12 protein-coding genes are annotated in these 18,253 nt (G+C 66.6%); 7 read left to right on the forward strand and 5 right to left on the reverse strand.

Annotated elements, in window-relative coordinates:
* Positions 1–227: 227 nt before the first annotated feature.
* The 3 genes from L2Y94_RS06965 (at position 228) to L2Y94_RS06975 (ending at position 7,020) form a co-directional block, all read left to right on the forward strand.
* Positions 228–5,144 carry an NAD-glutamate dehydrogenase gene (locus L2Y94_RS06965; protein WP_247373962.1) on the forward strand — a complete coding sequence of 1,639 codons (4,917 nt, stop codon included), beginning with the start codon at positions 228–230 and terminating at the stop codon, positions 5,142–5,144.
* Positions 5,145–5,274: 130 nt separating this feature from the next.
* On the forward strand, positions 5,275–6,033 hold the full coding sequence (locus L2Y94_RS06970; RefSeq protein WP_247373964.1) for an NAD kinase: 759 nt from the start codon (positions 5,275–5,277) through the stop codon (positions 6,031–6,033).
* 57 nt (positions 6,034–6,090) lie between these two features.
* Positions 6,091–7,020: a 5'-nucleotidase gene (locus L2Y94_RS06975; RefSeq protein ID WP_247373966.1), complete on the forward strand. Its 930-nt coding sequence runs from the start codon at positions 6,091–6,093 to the stop codon at positions 7,018–7,020.
* 202 nt (positions 7,021–7,222) lie between these two features.
* Here the strand turns inward: L2Y94_RS06975 and L2Y94_RS06980 are convergent, their stop codons facing one another.
* Positions 7,223–8,098, reverse strand: coding sequence for a DMT family transporter (locus L2Y94_RS06980; RefSeq protein WP_247373968.1), 876 nt, complete (start codon positions 8,096–8,098; stop codon positions 7,223–7,225).
* Positions 8,099–8,223: 125 nt separating this feature from the next.
* Between L2Y94_RS06980 and L2Y94_RS06985 the strand changes: the two genes are divergently transcribed.
* The 4 genes from L2Y94_RS06985 to L2Y94_RS07000 are packed head-to-tail and all read left to right on the forward strand — an operon-like array spanning position 8,224 to position 12,854.
* A complete protein-coding gene (locus L2Y94_RS06985) occupies positions 8,224–9,393 on the forward strand; it encodes an acyl-CoA dehydrogenase family protein (RefSeq protein ID WP_247373969.1) in 1,170 nt (389 codons plus the stop codon).
* Positions 9,394–9,403: 10 nt separating this feature from the next.
* Positions 9,404–9,937, forward strand: coding sequence for a GNAT family N-acetyltransferase (locus tag L2Y94_RS06990; RefSeq protein WP_247373970.1), 534 nt, complete (start codon positions 9,404–9,406; stop codon positions 9,935–9,937).
* 26 nt (positions 9,938–9,963) lie between these two features.
* Positions 9,964–10,566 (forward strand): glutathione S-transferase family protein, encoded by a 603-nt coding sequence (locus L2Y94_RS06995; protein WP_247373971.1) that lies wholly within the window; start codon positions 9,964–9,966, stop codon positions 10,564–10,566.
* 23 nt (positions 10,567–10,589) lie between these two features.
* A complete protein-coding gene (locus tag L2Y94_RS07000) occupies positions 10,590–12,854 on the forward strand; it encodes a thiamine pyrophosphate-dependent enzyme (RefSeq protein ID WP_247373972.1) in 2,265 nt (754 codons plus the stop codon).
* Positions 12,855–12,985: 131 nt separating this feature from the next.
* Here the strand turns inward: L2Y94_RS07000 and ppk1 are convergent, their stop codons facing one another.
* From ppk1 to L2Y94_RS07020, 4 genes are all read right to left on the reverse strand, one after another.
* On the reverse strand, positions 12,986–15,145 hold the full coding sequence (ppk1, locus tag L2Y94_RS07005; RefSeq protein WP_247373973.1) for a polyphosphate kinase 1: 2,160 nt from the start codon (positions 15,143–15,145) through the stop codon (positions 12,986–12,988).
* A 269-nt stretch (positions 15,146–15,414) separates the two neighbouring features.
* Positions 15,415–16,434, reverse strand: a complete 1,020-nt coding sequence (murB, locus tag L2Y94_RS07010) for a UDP-N-acetylmuramate dehydrogenase (RefSeq protein ID WP_247375160.1) — start codon at positions 16,432–16,434, stop codon at positions 15,415–15,417.
* 23 nt (positions 16,435–16,457) lie between these two features.
* Positions 16,458–17,486, reverse strand: a complete 1,029-nt coding sequence (locus L2Y94_RS07015) for a quinone-dependent dihydroorotate dehydrogenase (RefSeq protein ID WP_247373974.1) — start codon at positions 17,484–17,486, stop codon at positions 16,458–16,460.
* Positions 17,486–18,253, reverse strand: a complete 768-nt coding sequence (locus tag L2Y94_RS07020; protein ID WP_247373975.1) for a class I SAM-dependent methyltransferase — start codon at positions 18,251–18,253, stop codon at positions 17,486–17,488. Before L2Y94_RS07020 ends, L2Y94_RS07015 begins: the two co-directional genes overlap by 1 nt.

The following is an 18,253-nucleotide window of genomic DNA, read 5'->3' on the forward strand; positions in this document are numbered from 1 at the left end:
GGTCCGGCCAGCGTCAACGGTTTATTCACCGGACGAAAACAGGAATTGGTGCGTCGCACATTCCTTCGCACCGATCCCGTCGCGCGCATATTCCCGCGATGCCTCCCGGTTATGCCGCGATGCACCGATAAATCCGTTTCCGCTGACGTTTCTCGGCTGTGGCTAGTTGATGTCGCGGAGAGCTATCCTTTATCGGTTTTCCTCTCTCCCCAAGCCGACATCCGCCCATGAATGCGATTCGCGCGCCCGAAAACGGCCAGTTTCACACCGTCGTCTTCGATGAACTGAAAAAAATCGATTACCCCGCGGAGCGCCTCGACGAGGCGCGCTTTTTTATCGAGGCCTTCTTCGAACGGATCGCCCCGGCCGATTACGCGCTGCACGCGCCGGATCGCTGGGCGGCCCTGATCGCCGACCTGCTGGGCTTCATTCGCGAGCGCGCGCCGGGCCAGGCCAAGATGCGCGTATATAACCCGGGCGTGTCGGGCAGTCGTGCCGTGATCGAGGCCGTCACCGACGACATGCCGTTCCTGGTCGATACCGTGTCGATGGTAGCCGCGTCCCACGCCGACATCCACGCGATCATCCACCCGGTGGTGCCGGTGAAGCGTTCGGCGGCCGGCGTGCTGGAAAGCATCGGCACCGGCCAGCCCGAGTCGGTGATGCGTTTCGAGATCGACCGCCTCGACGACGGCGAGCTGGATACCCTCAAGGCCCATCTCGACACCGCGCTGTCCGATGTGCGCGAGGCCGTGACCGACTGGAAGGCCATGCGCGGCAAGATGCTGGAGGTGGCCGACGACCTCGCCAGGCGTTCGCTGCCCTATACGGCCGACGAGGTCCAGGAGGCCACCGCGTTCCTGCGCTGGGTGGCCGACGAGCACTTCACCTTCATGGGCTACCGCGAGTACGAAGTGGCGGCGGGCGAGGGCGACGACGTCCTCAAGACCGTCGAAGGCTCGGGCCTGGGCATCCTGCGCACCGCCGAGCGGTCGCTGGCGCCGCGTTCGCTGCGCACCCTCGTGGCCTCCGAACTGCCGCGTTCGGGCTCCACCGACGCCATCATCCTCACCAAGACCAACGCCCGTTCGCCGATCCATCGCGCGGGCTACATGGATTACATCGGCGTCCTCAAGTTCGACGACAAGGGCCGTCCGGTGGCCGAGCAGCGCTTCCTCGGCCTGTTCTCCTCCAATGCCTACATGGCCCACCCGCAACACGTGCCGCTGGTGCGCGACAAGTGCGAGGCCGTGATGGCCCGCTCGGGCCTCAAGCGCGATTCCTACTCGGGCAAGTCGCTGCGCCACATCCTCGACACGCTGCCGCGCGACGAGCTGTTCCAGTGCAGCACCGACGAACTGTACGCGCTGGCCATCGGCCTGCTCGAACTGGCCCAGCGCACGCGCACGCGCCTGTTCATCCGCCGCGACAGCTACGGCCGCTTCTTCTCCTGCCTGGTGTACATCCCGCGCGACCGCTTCAACACCGCCGTGCGCGAGCGCGTGGAGGGGGTGTTGCGCGACGCGTTCCACGGCGAGCACGTCGACTCGGCCGTGCTGATGGGCGAAGCCGCACTGGTGCGCCTGCACGTGGTGGTGCGCCCGCGCATCGGCGACCATCCGGTCTACGACGCCGTCGCGATGGAAGCGCAGATCGCCTCGATCGCGCGCAACTGGTACGACGAGCTCCGCGATCGCCTGATCGAATCGATGGGCGAGCAGCAGGGCATCATCCTCGCCAATCGCTACGGCAAGGCGCTGCCCGCCGGTTACGTCGACGAGGTGTCGCCGCAGGTGGCCGCCGCCGACGTGAAGTCGCTGGCCGGGCTCGACGGCCCCGACGCCGTCAGCATGTCGTTCTACCATCCGCCGCATCGTCCGGAAGAGCTGCGCTTCAAGGTCTATCGTTCCGGCTCGGACATCGCGCTTTCCGAAGTGCTGCCTCAGCTGGAAAACCTCGGCCTGCGCGTACTCACCGAGCACATGTATGAGGTGAAACTGGCCGACGGGTCGCTCTACATCCAGGACTTCGAAGTGCAGCCCGTCGGCCGCCTCGCCTTCGAGGTGGAGCAGGTCGGCACCCTTTTCGAAGACGCCTTCGAACAGATCTGGCGCGGCAACGCCGAAAACGACGGCTTCAACCGCCTCGTGCTCGGCGCCAAGCTCGACTGGCGCCAGGTGGCCGTGCTTCGCGGCTACTGCAAATATCTGCTGCAGACGGGTGTCGCGTTCTCCCAGGCCTACATGGAAGACGCGCTCAACCGTTACCCGGCCATCGCCGGCCTCATCATCGAGCTGTTCAACGCACGTTTCGACCCACGCCGCGAAAGCCTCGACGAGAAGGAACGTTCCTACGCCGAAGGCATGCTCTCGCACGAGATGCACGCGCTGATCGACACCGATACGCTGGCGGCCCACCCGGGCCTGGTCGACCACTTGGTGGCCGTGCTGTCGCGTCCGCGCGCCGAACAGGCCGAGGCGATCGAAAAGACCATCGACACGCTGCTCGACAACGTGTCCAGCCTCGACGAAGACCGCATCCTGCGCAGCTTCATCTCGCTGGTGCACGCCACGCTGCGCACCAGCTTCTACCAGAAATGGGACGGCGCGTTCCGCGCGTACGTGGCCTTCAAGTTCGACTCGCACAAGGTGCCCGACCTCGCCAAGCCGGTGCCGTTCCGAGAAATCTTCGTCTACGCGCCGCGCGTGGAGGGCATCCACCTGCGCTTCGGCCCGGTCGCCCGCGGCGGCCTGCGCTGGTCCGATCGCCGCGAGGATTTCCGCACGGAAGTGCTCGGCCTGGTGAAGGCGCAGATGGTGAAGAACACCGTCATCGTGCCCGTCGGTTCCAAGGGTGGCTTCTTCGTGAAGCGTCCGCCGGTGGGCGGCGACCGCGACGCGCAGCTGGCCGAGGGCATCGCGTGCTACCGCATGTTCATCAACGGCCTGCTCGACATCACCGACAACCTCGTCGAGGGCAAGGTGGTGCCGCCGCACGACGTGGTGCGCCACGATAACGACGACCCGTACCTCGTGGTGGCCGCCGACAAGGGCACGGCCACGTTCTCCGACATCGCCAACGCGATTTCCACCGAACACGGCTTCTGGCTCGACGACGCCTTCGCGTCCGGCGGCTCGAACGGCTACGACCACAAGGGCATGGGCATCACGGCCAAGGGTGCCTGGGAGTCGGTCAAGCGCCACTTCCGCGCGCTGGGTCGCGACAGCCAGACGCAGGACTTCACTGTGGTCGGCATCGGCGACATGTCCGGCGACGTGTTCGGCAACGGCATGCTGCTCTCCGAGCACATCCGCCTGCTGGCCGCGTTCGACCATCGCCACATCTTCCTCGACCCGAACCCGGATGCGGCCAAGACCTTCGCCGAGCGCCAGCGCATGTTCGCGCTGCCGCGTTCGTCGTGGGACGACTACGACAAGTCGCTGATCTCGGCCGGCGGCGGCGTGTACCCGCGCAGCGCCAAGTCGATCCCGGTGTCGCCGGAAGTGCGCGCCGCGCTGGGCATCCGCTCCGATGCCGCGCACATGGCGCCGAACGACCTGCTCTCGGCCATCCTCAAGGCGCCGGTCGACCTGCTGTGGAACGGCGGCATCGGCACCTACGTGAAAGCCACGAGCGAAACGCACGCCGACGTGGGCGACCGCGCCAATAACGGCCTGCGCGTCAACGGCAACGAGCTGCGCTGCAAGATCGTCGGTGAGGGCGGCAATCTCGGCATGACCCAGAAGGGCCGCATCGAGGCGGGCCAGGCGGGCGTGCTGCTGAATACCGACTTCATCGACAACTCCGCGGGCGTGGACACCTCCGATCACGAGGTGAACATCAAGATCCTGCTCAACGACGCCGTGCAGCGCGGCGAGCTCACCTTCGAAGGCCGCAACAAGCAGCTGGCCGAGATGACCGACGAAGTCGGCCGCCTCGTGTTGTGGGACAACTACCGGCAGAACCAGGCCATCACGCTCATGGAGCACCAGTCGGTGCGCCGCCTGGGTTCGATGGCGCATTTCATCAGCACGCTGGAAGCCGAAGGCCTCCTCGACCGCCAGGTCGAATCGCTGCCCACGCCGGCCGAACTGGCCGAGCGCAAGCAGAAAGGCCTGGGCCTGACGCGTGCCGAGCTGTCGGTGCTGCTCTCGTACGACAAGATCCGCCTCTTCCAGCAGTTGCTCGATTCCGACGTGCCGGAAGATCCGTACCTGTCGCGCGAACTGGTGCGCTACTTCCCCGTGCCGCTGCACGAGAAGTACGCCGAGCACATGCAGCGCCATCGCCTGAAGCGCGAGATCATCGCCACCGCGGTGACCAACTCGACGATCAACCGCATGGGCGCCACCTTCATGATGCGCATGCAGGAAGACACCGGCCAGGGTCCGGCGGCCATCGCCAAGGCCTACACCGCCGCCCGCGAGATCCTCGACGCGCGCGAGCTGTGGGCCGAGATCGAGGCGCTCGACGGCACCGTGGCCGAAGACACCCAGATCGACGCGATCCTGCAGATCTGGTCGCTGCTGCGCCATCTCACCCGTTGGCTGCTCAACCGTCCGGGCGGCACGCTGGACATCGCCGCCAACGTCGACCGCTACGCCGCCGAGGTGACGGTGCTGCGCGAGGCGTTGCCCGGGGCCCTCACCGACACCGGTCGCGGCGATTTCGCCGCCAGCCAGGAGAAGTGGGAAGGGTTCGGCCTGCCCGAGACGCTGGCCGTCCGCCTCGCCCGCATTCCCGTGCTGCGCGCGGCGCTCGACATGGTCGAAGTGTCCAGGCAGAGCGGCAAGAGCATGGCCGCGGTCGCCAAGGTGTTCTACGAACTGGCCGAAGCGCTCGACCTCGAGTGGCTGCGTGGCCAGATCGAGGCGCTGCCCGTGGAAGGCGCATGGCATGCCCAGGCCCGCGGTTCGCTGCTGGACGAACTCAACGCCCAGCATCGCGCCTTGGCCCTGCAGGTGCTCGCCGTGGCGGGCGACCGTTCCGACGTGTCGCCGGTGCAGGCGTGGCTCGAGCGTGACGACGCCACGCTCAAGTACACCCGCGCGATGCTGGCCGAAATCCTCACCCAGAACGCGGACTACCCGATCGCCTCGGTCGCCGTCCGCCGCCTGGCGCAACTGGCCCAGATTCCGGTCTGAGGCTGCTTGAATCGCTAACAGGGTCCGCTCCCGCCCTTCGGTAGTCACGCGGCTACCGGAGGGTGGGAGCGGACCCTGTCCGCGATGGGAGTTTGCGGCTAAGCTCCAACGCTGGATCAGGAACCTTTCCATGCGCCTAGCCTTCGTCGCCAGCGAAACCGAAGTCGCCCAACGCGCCCGCGCGGCGCTCGACAAACGCTACGGCGGCGTGGAGCCCGGCGAGGCCGAGATCATCGTGTCCCTCGGCGGCGACGGCTTCATGCTGCGCACGCTGCATGCCTACCGTTCGCTCGGCGTGCCTTTTTACGGCATGAAGCTCGGCCGTATCGGTTTCCTCATGAACCGCCACGACATCGACGGCCTCGCCGAGCGCGTGGAGCGTGCCCATCCCGCCGTGCTCCATCCGCTGGAAATGCACTGCACCTGCCGCGACGGCATGGAGCACCGCGCCATCGCCTTCAACGAAGTGGCGATGCTGCGCCAGAGCAACCAGGCCGCGCACCTGCAGGTTCGGCTCAACGGTGAAGTGAAGCTGGATGAACTGGTCTGCGACGGCATCCTGCTGAGCACACCGGCGGGTTCCACGGCCTACAACCTCTCCGCGCACGGCCCGATCCTGCCGCTGGACGCCAACGTGCTGGCGCTCACGCCGATCAGCCCGTTCCGCCCCCGCCGCTGGCGCGGCGCGATCCTGCCGCACGCCACCAAGGTGGCGTTCGACACGAAAGATCCGAACAAGCGGCCGATCAGCGCCACGGCCGATTTCCACGAGGTGCGCGACGTGCGCACGGTGGAGATCCGCCAGGCGCGCCGCAGCTCCGTGCGCCTGCTGTTCGATCCGGAGCACAACCTGCAGCAGCGGATTCTCGACGAACAATTCGCTCCGTAGGGATCGCAACCCGCACGATGTAGGATGTTCGCCAGCGAGCATCCAGCGGACCACCCCATGACCACCCCCGAGACCAACGCCCACGCCGCGTCCTCCGCGAACGACAACCGCCTCGTCGTGGCCATTTCCTCGCGGGCGCTGTTCGACATGGAAAGCAGCCACGAACTGTTCGAGCGCGACGGCCTCGATGCCTACCGTGCCTACCAGATCGAGAACGAAAACGAACTGCTGAAGCCCGGCGTCGCCTTTCCGCTGGTGCAGAAGCTGCTGGGCCTCAACAAGCTCTCCGCCGACCTTCCGGCGGTGGAAGTGATCCTGCTGTCGCGCAACTCCGGCGATACGGGCCTGCGCATTTTCAACGCGATCCAGCACTACAAGCTGGGCATTTCACGTGCCGCCTTCACCAGTGGCGCCCCCACGTCCGACTACATCGCGCCGTTCAAGGCCGACCTGTTCCTGTCCGCCAATGCGGAGGACGTGGGCCGTGCGTTGCGTGCGGGCGTCGCGGCCGCGACGATCCTGCCCTCGACGGCCCCGCCGCGTTCCACCGAGCAGTTGCGCATCGCCTTCGACGGCGATGCGGTGATCTTCGGCGACGAAGGCGAGCGGGTGTCGAAAGAGCAGGGCCTCGAGGCGTTTCACCAGAACGAATCCGACCTCTGGGCCGAGCCGCTTTCGGGTGGTCCCTTCCGCGGTTTCCTTTCGGCGCTGCATCGCCTCCAGGCGGCGTTCCCGGCGGAAACGGCGCCGATCCGCACGGCCCTGGTCACCGCCCGTTCCGCCCCGGCGCACAAGCGCGTGATCCTGACGCTGCGCCGTTGGGGCGTGCGCATCGACGAGGCGCTGTTCCTCGGCGGTCGCGACAAGGGGCCGTTCCTCGATGCCTTCGGAGCGGACATCTTCTTCGACGATTCCCCGGCCAACGTGGAATCGGCGCGCCGGGTGGTCGCCACGGGCCACGTGCCCCACGGCGTCTCCAACGCCTGATCCCGCATGCCCCCGGTGGGAAGTCCCCTGTGGGAGCGGACCCTGTCCGCGAACCCTCGGGCTTCCCTTGAGTGAGTGAGGCTTTGCGATGATCGGGCGAGCGGTAAAGACCTCGCTCGATCATCGCAAAGCCTCATTCGCTTCAGCCATCCCGGGGGTTCGCGGAGAGGGTCCGCTCCCGCCTCAGGCTATCCCCTGCGTCTCAGACGATATTCGTCCACCGCCACCACTGCGTCTTTTTCTCCTCGCGCACAAAGGTGAACAGGCCCGCCCCGAGGATCATCACGATCCCGATCAGCATCGGCCAGTCCAGGTGGTCATGGAACAGCAGGTAGCCGAACAGGATCGCCCACAGCATCTGGCTGTACTGCGTGGGCGCCACGCGATTGGCCGGCGCGTTCTGCGTGGCGAGCATCAGCAGCACCGCGCCCGCGGCGGCCAGGAGGCCGTAGCCCAGCACCAGGAACCACTGGTGCCAGGTGGGCCAGACGAAGTGCGGCAGCATCATCACGAAGCCCGCGATCATCGGCCCGACCACGCCGGCGCCATACAGCGTGATGCGTTTCTCGGACGCGCCCGCCATGCGCAGGGCGATGATCGACAATGCCCCGGTGATGCCGCAGATGATCGCCGCGACATGCCCCGTGCCCAGGTGTCGGAACCCCGGGCGCAATACCACCAGCACGCCGAGGAAGCCCACCACCACGGCCGACCAGCGCCGCCAGCCCACGTGCTCGCGCAGGAACACCACCGAGAGGATGGTGACGAAGATCGGCAGCAGGAAGATCAGCGAGAACGCCTCGGCCATGGGCAACGCGGTGAAGGCCATCACGGCGGTGACGTTGCCGATGGCGCCGGCGGTGGCGCGCAGCAGCCAGAGGCCGGGCAGCTTCGAGACCACCACCTCGCTCCAGCGGTCGCCCGGTTTCTTCAGGAAAGGCAGGGCCGCCAGGGCCAGTACGGCGCCGAAGAACACCGCCTCGTAGGCAGGCAGGGTGCCCTCGAGTGATTTCACGAAGGCATCGCTCCACGCATAGGCCGCGTAGCAGGCGAAGCCGAGGAGCACGCCTTTGAACATGGGGGATTCCGGGACGGGGAGGGTGGCCCATTATGGGCCGGTTTGCTGCGCCCCGGCATGACCCGCCCGAGGGCCGGCCGCTACAATCGGGGACTTTCCGGCAGCCCGTCCCAGAGTCCCCTCGCATGGCCCATCGTCTCGATCCGCTCGACCTCTACGACATCCGTTCGCTGCTCACCGAAGAAGAGCGCATGGTGCAGGACACCGTCGGCCGCTTCGTCGACGAAAAAGTGCTGCCGATCATCGGCGACTGCTTCGACCAGGGCCGTTTCCCGGCCGAACTGGTGCCCGAGATCGCCTCGCTGGGCCTGCTGGGCGCCACCCTGCCCGAGGAATACGGCTGCGCCGGCATGAACGGCGTGAGCTACGGCCTGATCTGCCAGGAACTGGAGCGCGGCGATTCCGGCCTGCGCAGCTTCGCCTCGGTGCAGAGCTCGCTGTGCATGTATCCCATCTTCGCCTACGGCTCCGAGGAGCAGAAGCGCGAATGGCTGCCGCGGATGGCGGCGGGCGAAGTGATCGGCTGCTTCGGCCTCACCGAGCCGCACGGCGGTTCCGACCCGGCCAACATGAAGACCGTGGCCCGCAAGGACGGCGGCGACTGGGTGATCAACGGCGCCAAGATGTGGATCACCAACGGCAACCTGGCCCACATCGCCATCGTCTGGGCGCAGACCGACGACGGCATCCAGGGCTTCATCGTGCCCACGGACACCCAGGGTTTCGCCGCGCAGGAAGTGCACAAGAAGATGAGCCTGCGCGCCTCGGTCACCTCGGGGTTGTTCTTGGACGACGTGCGCGTGCCCGACAGCTCACGGCTGCCCAACGTGAAGGGCCTCAAGGGCCCGTTGGGCTGCCTCACCCAGGCGCGCTATGGCATCACCTGGGGCCCGATCGGTGCCGCGCAGGCCTGCCTGAAGGAGGTGCTCGACTACACGTCGGGCCGCATCCTGTTCGGCCGCCCGCTGGCAGCCAACCAGGCCGTGCAGCTGAAGATGGCCGACATGGCCCGCCGCATCACCACGGCGCAGCTGCTCTCGCTGCAGTTGGGTCGCCTGAAGGACGCCGGCCACATGCAGCCCACCCAGGTGTCGCTGGCCAAGTGGAACAACGTGCGCATGGCCCTCGACATCGCGCGCGATTGCCGCGACATCCTCGGCGGCGCCGGCATCACCACCGAACACTCGGCGATCCGCCACGCGCTCAACCTCGAATCGGTCATCACCTACGAAGGCACCGAGACGGTGCACCAGCTCGTGGTGGGACGCGAACTGACCGGCATCAACGCGTTCTGAAGGACCGCCCATGCACGGCCCGATCATCGAGACCGACCGCCTGATCCTGCGGCCCACGGCGCCGGAAGACTTCGACGCCTGGGCCGAATGCCTCGCCGATCCGGTGGTGACCAGGTTTCTCGGTGGCCCGCAGTCGCGTGCGCTGGCCTGGCGCAACTTCATGACCATGGGCGGCAGCTGGAGCCTCCAGGGTTTCGGCATGTTCTCGGTGATCGAGCGTTCCTCGGGGCGCTGGATGGGCCGGCTCGGCCCATGGGAACCCGAGGGTTGGCCGGGCCACGAGATCGGCTGGGGCCTGGTACGCGAGAGCTGGGGCAAGGGCTACGCCACCGAGGGCGCCGCCGCATCGATGGACTGGGCCTTCGACAACCTCGGCTGGACCGACGTGATCCACTCGATCAACCCCGACAACCTCGCCTCCATCGCGGTGGCGAAGAAACTCGGCTCCACCTTGCTCGGCCCGGGTGAACTGCCCGAGCCCTTCGCCGGCGACCGCGTCGACCTATGGGGCCAGACCCGCGAGCAGTGGAAAGCCCGTCGCTGATTCGTCCACCTTCGAGGAATGCGTCGATGTTCACCGTATACGGCATGCGCTCGTCCGGCAATTGCTACAAACTGCAGTGCCTTCTCGACATGCTCGGCGAACCCTATCGCTGGGTCGACGTCGACAGCGCGCACGGCGAAACCCGCACGCCCGAGTTCCTCGCGCTGAATCCCAACGGCAAGGTGCCGTTGCTGGTGCTAGACGACGGCCGCCGCCTCTCCGAATCCAACGCCATCCTCTGCTATCTGGCCGAAGGCACGCCGTATCTTCCCGCCGATCCGTGGAAGCGCGCCGTCACGCTGCAATGGATGTTCTTCGAGCAATACACGCATGAGCCCGCGGTGGCGGTGGCGCGCTTCATTCGCCTGTGGTTGCCGGAAGGACACGCACGCCAGGCCGAGATGCCGCAGCTGCTCGAAAAGGGTGGCAAGGCGCTCGACGTGATGGAAGACGCGCTTTCCCGTGAGGCTTTCTTCAGCGGCGGCGGGTTCGGCGTGGCCGACATCGCCCTGTTCGCCTATACGCATTGCGCGGCCGACGGTGGCTTCGACCTCTCGCACTGGCCCCGCATCGTGGCCTGGCTCGATCGCGTGCGCGCGCAGCCGGGCTTCCGCCCCATGCTTGCCTGATTCCTCTTTACGGAAGTTCGTCCATGTCCGTCCCGCATCCCATCGCCGCCCGCCACAAGGGCTTCAACCGCGCCGAGATCGTCGACCAGAATTTCGTCGAGTTCGTGCAGTTCTGGCAGGGCGACGTCGCCCGCGCGCCGCGCGACGACGAGCCCGTCCTGCCGGGCAGCGCGCTCGATGCGCGCGGCTTTCGCGAACTGCTGGAGTCGCAGCTGATCAGCCGTCACCTCGACCTGATGGCACGCGTGCTGCGCGTGCAGAACAAGGTGTTCTACACCATCGGCTCGTCGGGCCACGAGGGCAACGCCATGGTGGCGCGGCTTGCCCGGCACACCGACCCCGCCTTTCTGCATTACCGCAGCGGCGGCTTCATGGCCGAGCGCTTCCGCAAGCTGCCGGGCATGGATCCGATCATGGACTCGGCGCTTTCCTTCGCGGCCAGTGCCGAGGATCCCGCCTCCGGCGGCCGCCACAAGGTGTGGGGCAGCAAGCCTTTGTGGGTGTTGCCGCAGACGTCCACCATCGCCTCGCACCTGCCCAAGGCGCTGGGCACGGCCATCGCCATCGAGCAGGCCAGGCGCATCGGCCATGCATTGCCGATCCCGGGCGATTCGATCGCGATCTGCTCGTTCGGCGACGCCTCGTCCAATCACGCCACCGCGCAGACCGCGTTCAACGCGGCCGCGTGGACGGCGTACCAGAAGCTGCCCGCGCCGGTGCTCTTCGTCTGCGAGGACAACGGCATCGGCATCTCGGTGAAGACGCCGGGTGGCTGGGTGGCGAGCAATTTCCAGCAGCGCGCCAATCTCGATTATTTCTATGCCGACGGCCTCGACCTGGCCGGCGGCTATGCGGGCGTGCAGCGTGCCGTCGAGCATTGCCGCACGACGCGCCGCCCGACCTTCCTGCACCTCAATACCACGCGCGTGATGGGGCATGCGGGCACCGACTTCGAGATCGAATGGCGCTCGGTGGAAGAGCTGGTGGCGCTGGAAGCCACCGATCCGTTGTTGCGCAGCGCCACCATCGCGCTCGCCTCGGGCCTCTACGACCGCGACAGCCTGCTCAACCTCTACAACGACATCCGCAGGCGTTGTTTCGCCGCCGCCGACGAAGCCGATCGCACGCCGAAGCTCACCCGCCTCGCCGACGTGATGGCGCCGCTCGCGCCGTATTCGCCCGAGGCCGTGCGCGCGGAAGCCGAGGGCAAGGGCGACGTGGCGGAACGCGAGCGCGCTTTCGGCGGTGCGGAAAAATTGCCCGAGAAACAGCCCGCGCGTCACCTCGCCGTCCAGATCGGCCAGGCGCTGCATGAGTTGATGGCGAAATACCCGGAAAGCCTGCTGTTCGGCGAAGACGTGGCGCAGAAGGGCGGCGTGTATACGGTGACGAAGGGATTGCACAAGGCGTTCCGCAATGCGCGCGTGTTCAACACGCTGCTCGACGAGACGATGATCCTGGGCCTGGCCCAGGGTTACGCCAACATGGGCATGCTCCCGTTGCCCGAGATCCAGTACCTGGCGTATTTCCACAACGCGTGCGACCAGATCCGCGGCGAGGCGGCGTCACTGCAGTTTTTCTCCAACGGGCAGTATCGCAATCCCATGCTGATGCGCGTGGCGTCGCTGGGTTACCAGCGCGGCTTCGGCGGCCACTTCCACAACGACAACTCGATCACCGCGCTGCGTGACATTCCCGGACTGGTGGTGGGTTGCCCGAGCCGGGGCGACGACGCGGCGACCATGTTGCGCACGATGGCGGCATTGGCGAAGGTGGACGGGCGCGTGGTCGCGTTCCTCGAGCCGATCGCGCTGTACATGACCAAGGACCTGTACGAGCCGGGCGACGGGCAGTGGCAGTTCCATTACCCCGAGCCGGGGCAGGCGATGCCTTTGGGCGAGGGGCGCGTGTACCACGAGGAGGCCGACGACCTGGTGATCTTCACCTTCGGCAACGGCGTGCCGATGAGCCTGCGCGCGGCGCGGCGCATCGAACGGGCGCATGGCTGGAACGTGCGCGTGGTCGACCTGCGCTGGCTGGTGCCGCTCAACGACGGCTTCATCGCCGCGCAGGCGGCGTCCGCGAAGCGCGTGCTGGTGGTGGACGAAGGACGCAAGAGCGCGGGCGTGGGAGAGGGCGTGATCACCGCGCTGGCCGAGGCGGGGCTGGGCGGGGTGCCGATGCGCCGCGTGGTGGGTGCGGATACCTTCACGCCGCTGGCGGGCGCGGCATTCCTCGTGTTGCCGGGTGACGACGATATCGTGGCGGCCGCTGCCGAACTGGCCTGAAACCTGCTCAGGATTAACGCTCCGCGGGAATCGCGAACAGGGTTCGCTCCCACCCTCCGGTAGATGGGTTACTACCGGAGGGTGGGAGCGAACCCTGTTCGCGATGGAGCTCGCCGTAATCGAGCTATGGCTTAAACGGGCACCGGCGCCGCGATGCCCCCGAAACGCTCCAGCAACTGCGTCTGCGCATCCCGCACCGGTTGCCCCGCGCCCGGCTGCAACAGCGCGTAGCTTCCGTCCGGCTGCTGCAGCCATGCCGAATGGTTGTCGTTGAGGTAGTAATCCAGCTCCTTGCGCACCCGCTGCTTGAGCTTCTTGCCCTCGATGGGAAAGCATGTTTCCACGCGGCGATCCAGGTTGCGCTCCATCATGTCCGCGCTGGCGAGGTAGAGATCGGGATCGCCGTCGTTGTGGAACCAGTACACGCGGCTATGCTCCAGGAACCGCCCCACCACCGAACGCACGCGGATGTTCTGCGACACGCCCGGAATGCCGGCGCGAAGGCAACACATGCCGCGCACGATCAGTTCGATCTTCACGCCCGCCTGGCTGGCGCGGTAAAGGGCGCGGATCATCTTCGGATCGGTCACCGCGTTCAACTTGCAGACGATCTCCGCTTTCTTGCCCGCGGCGGCATGAACCGCCTCGCGGGCGATCAGGTCGAGCAGGGTCTTCTTCAGCGTGAACGGGGCATACAGCATGCGCTTCATCTTCAACGCTTTGCCCATGCCCGTGAGCAGGCGGAAGAGGCGATGCACGTCGTCGCACAATGCCTCGTCGGAGGTCAGGAGGCTGTAGTCGGTATACAGGCGCGCGTTGCCCGAGTGGTAGTTGCCGGTGCCAAGGTGCGCATAGGCGACCAGCTTGCCGTGTTCACGGCGCTGCACGTAGGCCAGCTTGGCATGCGTCTTTACGCCTACCACGCCGTAGGTCACCACGGCGCCGGCCTGCTGAAGTCGCGAGGCCAGGGTGAGGTTGGATTCCTCGTCGAAGCGGGCGCGTACCTCGACCACGGCGGTGACTTCCTTGCCCGCGCGCGCGGCTTCCACCAGCGCGTCGACGATTTCCGAGTTGGCGCCGCTGCGGTACAGCGTCTGCTTGATGGTAAGCACCTGCGGGTCTTTCGCCGATTGGCGCAGGAAGTCGACCACGGGCGAGAACGATTCGAACGGGTGGTAGAGCAGGACGTCCTGCTTACCGATCACCGCGAACATGTCTTCGGCCTCGGCCAGCACCTTGGGCAAGGCGGGCACGAAGGTGGGGAACTGGAGCCTGGCATACTCCGGCTTCAGCGTCATCTCGAACAGTCGGGCGAGGTTCACCGGGCCGTTCACTTCATAGAGCGAATCGGCGTCGAGCGCGAACTGCTTCAGCAGGTAGTCGACCAGCGGCTTCGGGCAATTGTCGGCCACCTCCAGGCGCACGGCGTCGCCGTAACGTCGCGAGAACAGCTCGCCGCGCAACGTGCGTGCGAGGTCCTCCACGTCTTCGGGATCGATCGAGAGGTCGGCGTTGCGGGTGAGGCGGAACTGGTACGAACCCAGCACGCGCATGCCCGGGAAAAGGTCGTCGGCATGCGCGTGGATGATCGACGAGAGCAGCACGTAATTGTCGCCGTCTTCGCATACCTCGGCCGGCAGGCGGATGATGCGAGGCAGGATGCGTGGCGCCGGCACGATGGCCAGCCCCGAGTCGCGGCCGAAGGCGTCGGTGCCTTCCAGTTGCACGATGAAGTTGAGGCTCTTGTTGACCAGCCGGGGAAACGGATGGGTGGGGTCCAGGCCGATCGGCGTGATCAGCGGCGCCACCTCATGCCGGAAATAGCGACGGATCCAGAGCTTCTGCTTGTGCGACCACTGGTTGCGACGCACGATGCGGATGCCCTCGGCATCCAGCGCGGGGAGGATCTTCTCGTTGAGGATCCGGTACTGCCGCTCGATCTGCCGGTGGGCGATCTCGGCGATCTCGGCCAGCACGCGCCTGGGCGGGATGCCGTCGGCACCGATCACCTCGTGATCGAAGGCGATCTGCTGCTTGAGGCCCGCCACGCGGATCTCGAAGAACTCGTCCATGTTGGACGAAAAGATCAGCAGGAATTTCAGCCGTTCGATCAGCGGCTTGGACTCGTCCAGCGCTTGGTCGAGTACGCGGATGTTGAACTGCAGCTGCGACAGCTCACGGTGGATGTAGAGGGCCGGGTCGTTGAGGTCGGGGCCGACGGTATCGGGCGCGGGCGGAAGCCTCACGGCGGCGCTCTTCGGCGCGGCGGTAGGGTCGGTGGGCGGCGTCATCGTATCCAGGGCTGCAGTCCTCGTCGCGGTTCGCGACGCCCTGATGGTACGCCGCCCGGGGAGCTTATGACCGGGCTTTTACGATGGCGTGACATGCTCGTCGACCATGCTTGCCTGCGTCCGCGGCATTCCCATCTCCCACGTCGCACCTGCGAAAGCGGGTGCCGGCGCCTTGCGCCGCACCGTCAGTTCGTATGGCGAGACGTTCGCAGGCGCACGTACCGCGTCGCTGGATTCCTGCTTTCGCAGGAATGACGGGAAGGGGGTGGTCAGACCACCAGCGGTTCGGGTTCGAGCGACACGCCGAACCTCGCTTCGACGCCCACCATCACCTTTTGCGCGAACGCCCAGAGCTCCGGTCCCGTCGCCTTGCCATGGTTGACCAGCACCAGCGCATGGCGGTTGGACATTCCCGCGTCGCCGTCGCGTTCGCCCTTGAATCCTGCGGCTTCGATGAGCCACGCCGCGGAAATCTTCGCCGTGCCCCCCGTGTGCGGCCAGACCGGCAGGCCCGGGTGGGCGAGGGCGAGGGCGTCGGCTTTCGCGGCCGGAACGATGGGGTTCTTGAAGAAGCTCCCGGCATTGCCGATCACGGCCGGGTCGGGCAGCTTGCGTGAGCGCAGGCGCACCACGGCCTCGGCCACGTGATACGGCGTGGCACGGACCACGCCCATTTTCTCCACTTCCTCGCGGATGCCCGCGTAATCGAGCGACAGCGGCCGCTCGCGCGGAAGGGCGAAGGTCACCGCCGCCACGATCCAGCGTCCCGCCTGCTGCTTGAAGCTGGAATGGCGGTACGAGAACGCGCATTCCGCCTTGCCGAGTACCACGAACTCACCTTTGTGCGTATCCCACGCTTCCACGCTGTCGATGAACTCGGACACCTCGACGCCATAGGCGCCGATGTTCTGGATGGGCGAGGCGCCGACCGTGCCGGGGATGAGGATCAGGTTTTCCAGCCCCGCGTAGCCCCGGCCCAGCGACCAGCGCACGAAATCGTCCCAGCGCTCGCCGGCGGCCACGCGGATCAGCACGCGATCGTCGCGTTGGAATGTCTCCACGCCGCGGTTCGCCATGGCGAGCACGGTGCCGTCGATGTCACCCTTGATGAGCAGGTTGCTGCCTTCACCCAGGACCAGTACCGGGCCGCTTTTCACGGCGGGGTAGGCCAGCAGTTCGGGAATTTTCGTGACGTCGTGCACTTCGGCCAGCAGCTTCGCGCGCGCGTTCACTCGTAGCGTATTGCGCGAGCCCAGGGGCGCGTCGGAAGCGAGGGTGAAGCCGCCCATGTCGACGGGCGCGTTGTTGAGGGTCATGCGAGGGTTCCGCGGCGGCGGATTTCGGCCACCGCTTCGTTGATGAGCCTGGGGCCGCGATAGACGAGGCCGGAATACACCTGCACCAGCGAGGCACCGGATTGCAGCTTTTCGGCGGCATCGTCGCCGTCGAGGATGCCGCCCACGCCGATGATGGGCAGGCGATCGCCGACGCGCGCCTTCATGCCGCGCACTACGGCGGTGGATTTGGCGAACAAGGGTTTGCCGGAAAGCCCGCCCGTTTCATTGGCATGCGGATCGCCGGCCACCCTATCGCGGTCGACCGTGGTATTGGTGCAGATCACGCCGTCGATGCCCGAGGCGACCAATACCTCGGCGATCGCGTCGAGTTCGGTCTCGGACAGGTCGGGGGCGATCTTCAGCAGCATCGGTTTGCGCTTGCCGTGCTGGCTCGCCAGGCGCTCCTGCGCGTCACGCAAGGTGCCGATGAAGCGGCGCAACGTTTCCTCTTCCTGCAGGTCGCGCAGGCCCTGCGTGTTGGGCGAGGAAATGTTGACGGTGACGTAGCTGGCGAGCGGATACGCGCGCTCCAGGCACAGCAGGTAGTCGTCGGTGGCCCGCTCGTTGGGCGTGTCCTTGTTCTTGCCGATGTTGATGCCGAGTACGCTCTTGAAAGAAGCCTTTTCGACGTTGCGTACCAGTGCATCGATGCCGCCGTTGTTGAAGCCCAGGCGGTTGATGATGGCCTGGTGGTTCGGCAGGCGGAACATGCGTGGCTTGTCGTTGCCGGGCTGCGGTCGCGGCGTGACGGTGCCGATCTCGACGAAGCCGAAACCCATGGCGGCGAGGCCGTCGAGATGTTCGCCGTTCTTGTCCAGTCCGGCGGCGAGACCCACGGGGTTCGGGAAGCGGATGCCGAAGACGGTGACCGGAAGGTCGGCGGGCGGCTTGTTGATGAGGCCGGACAGGTTGCTGCGCCAAGCCACGTCGGATGCGTAGAGCGTGAGACCGTGGGCGGTCTCGGCATCGAGGGCGAACAGCAGGGGGCGGATCAGGTCGTACATCAGGCGTCCGGACGGCCCGCGAACACGCGGGTGTCGTAATCGAAATCGATGAAACCGCCGTCTTGCGTCGCGTCGAACAGCGATCGCAGGGCGGCGAGCATGGGTTCGTGGTTGGGATGGCCGGGCTTGGGCATGTAGGACGAGGACAGGGTGCGGCCGAGCAGTGCGTCGTGGTCGAGCTTCTGGCCGTGGGGGATGGAGGTCATGCCGAGATACCCCTTGCCGAACCAGGCAGCCATGGCGTCGTCGTCGGCGTAGCGTTCGGAGACGCCAACGTAATCCACGCCGTATTCGTGAAGCAGGCGCTCGTAGCCTTCGAGGAACGGCGTGCCGAACAGGCGACGCGAGTTCCAGAACACGACGGCGAGGCCGCGCGGCGAAAGCACGCGACGGCATTCGTCGCGTACCTTCGCCGTGTCGAACCAGTGGAAGGCCTGCGCCATCGTGACCAGGTCCACCGAACCGTCGGCAAGCCCGGTGGCCTCGGCGCTACCGTCGAGGGCGGCGAAGCGGGGTTCGCCGCCCAGCCAGCGCACGGCCGCCTCGCGCATCGCCGCATTGGGTTCCACCGCCGTCACCCGATACCCCGCATCGAGGAACAGTTTCGACGAGATGCCGGTACCGGCGCCGATGTCGGCGACGGTCCAGTGCGGGGTGACGCCGAGGCCGTGCAGCCAGTCGACCAGCGCGCGGGGATAGTCGGGCCGGTAGCGGACGTAGTCTTCCACGCGATCCGAGAAACGGTCCTTCGAGCGCAGGTCGTTCAT

It is taken from the genome of Luteibacter aegosomatis (assembly GCF_023078455.1).
GTDB classification, from domain to species: Bacteria; Pseudomonadota; Gammaproteobacteria; order Xanthomonadales; family Rhodanobacteraceae; genus Luteibacter; species Luteibacter aegosomatis.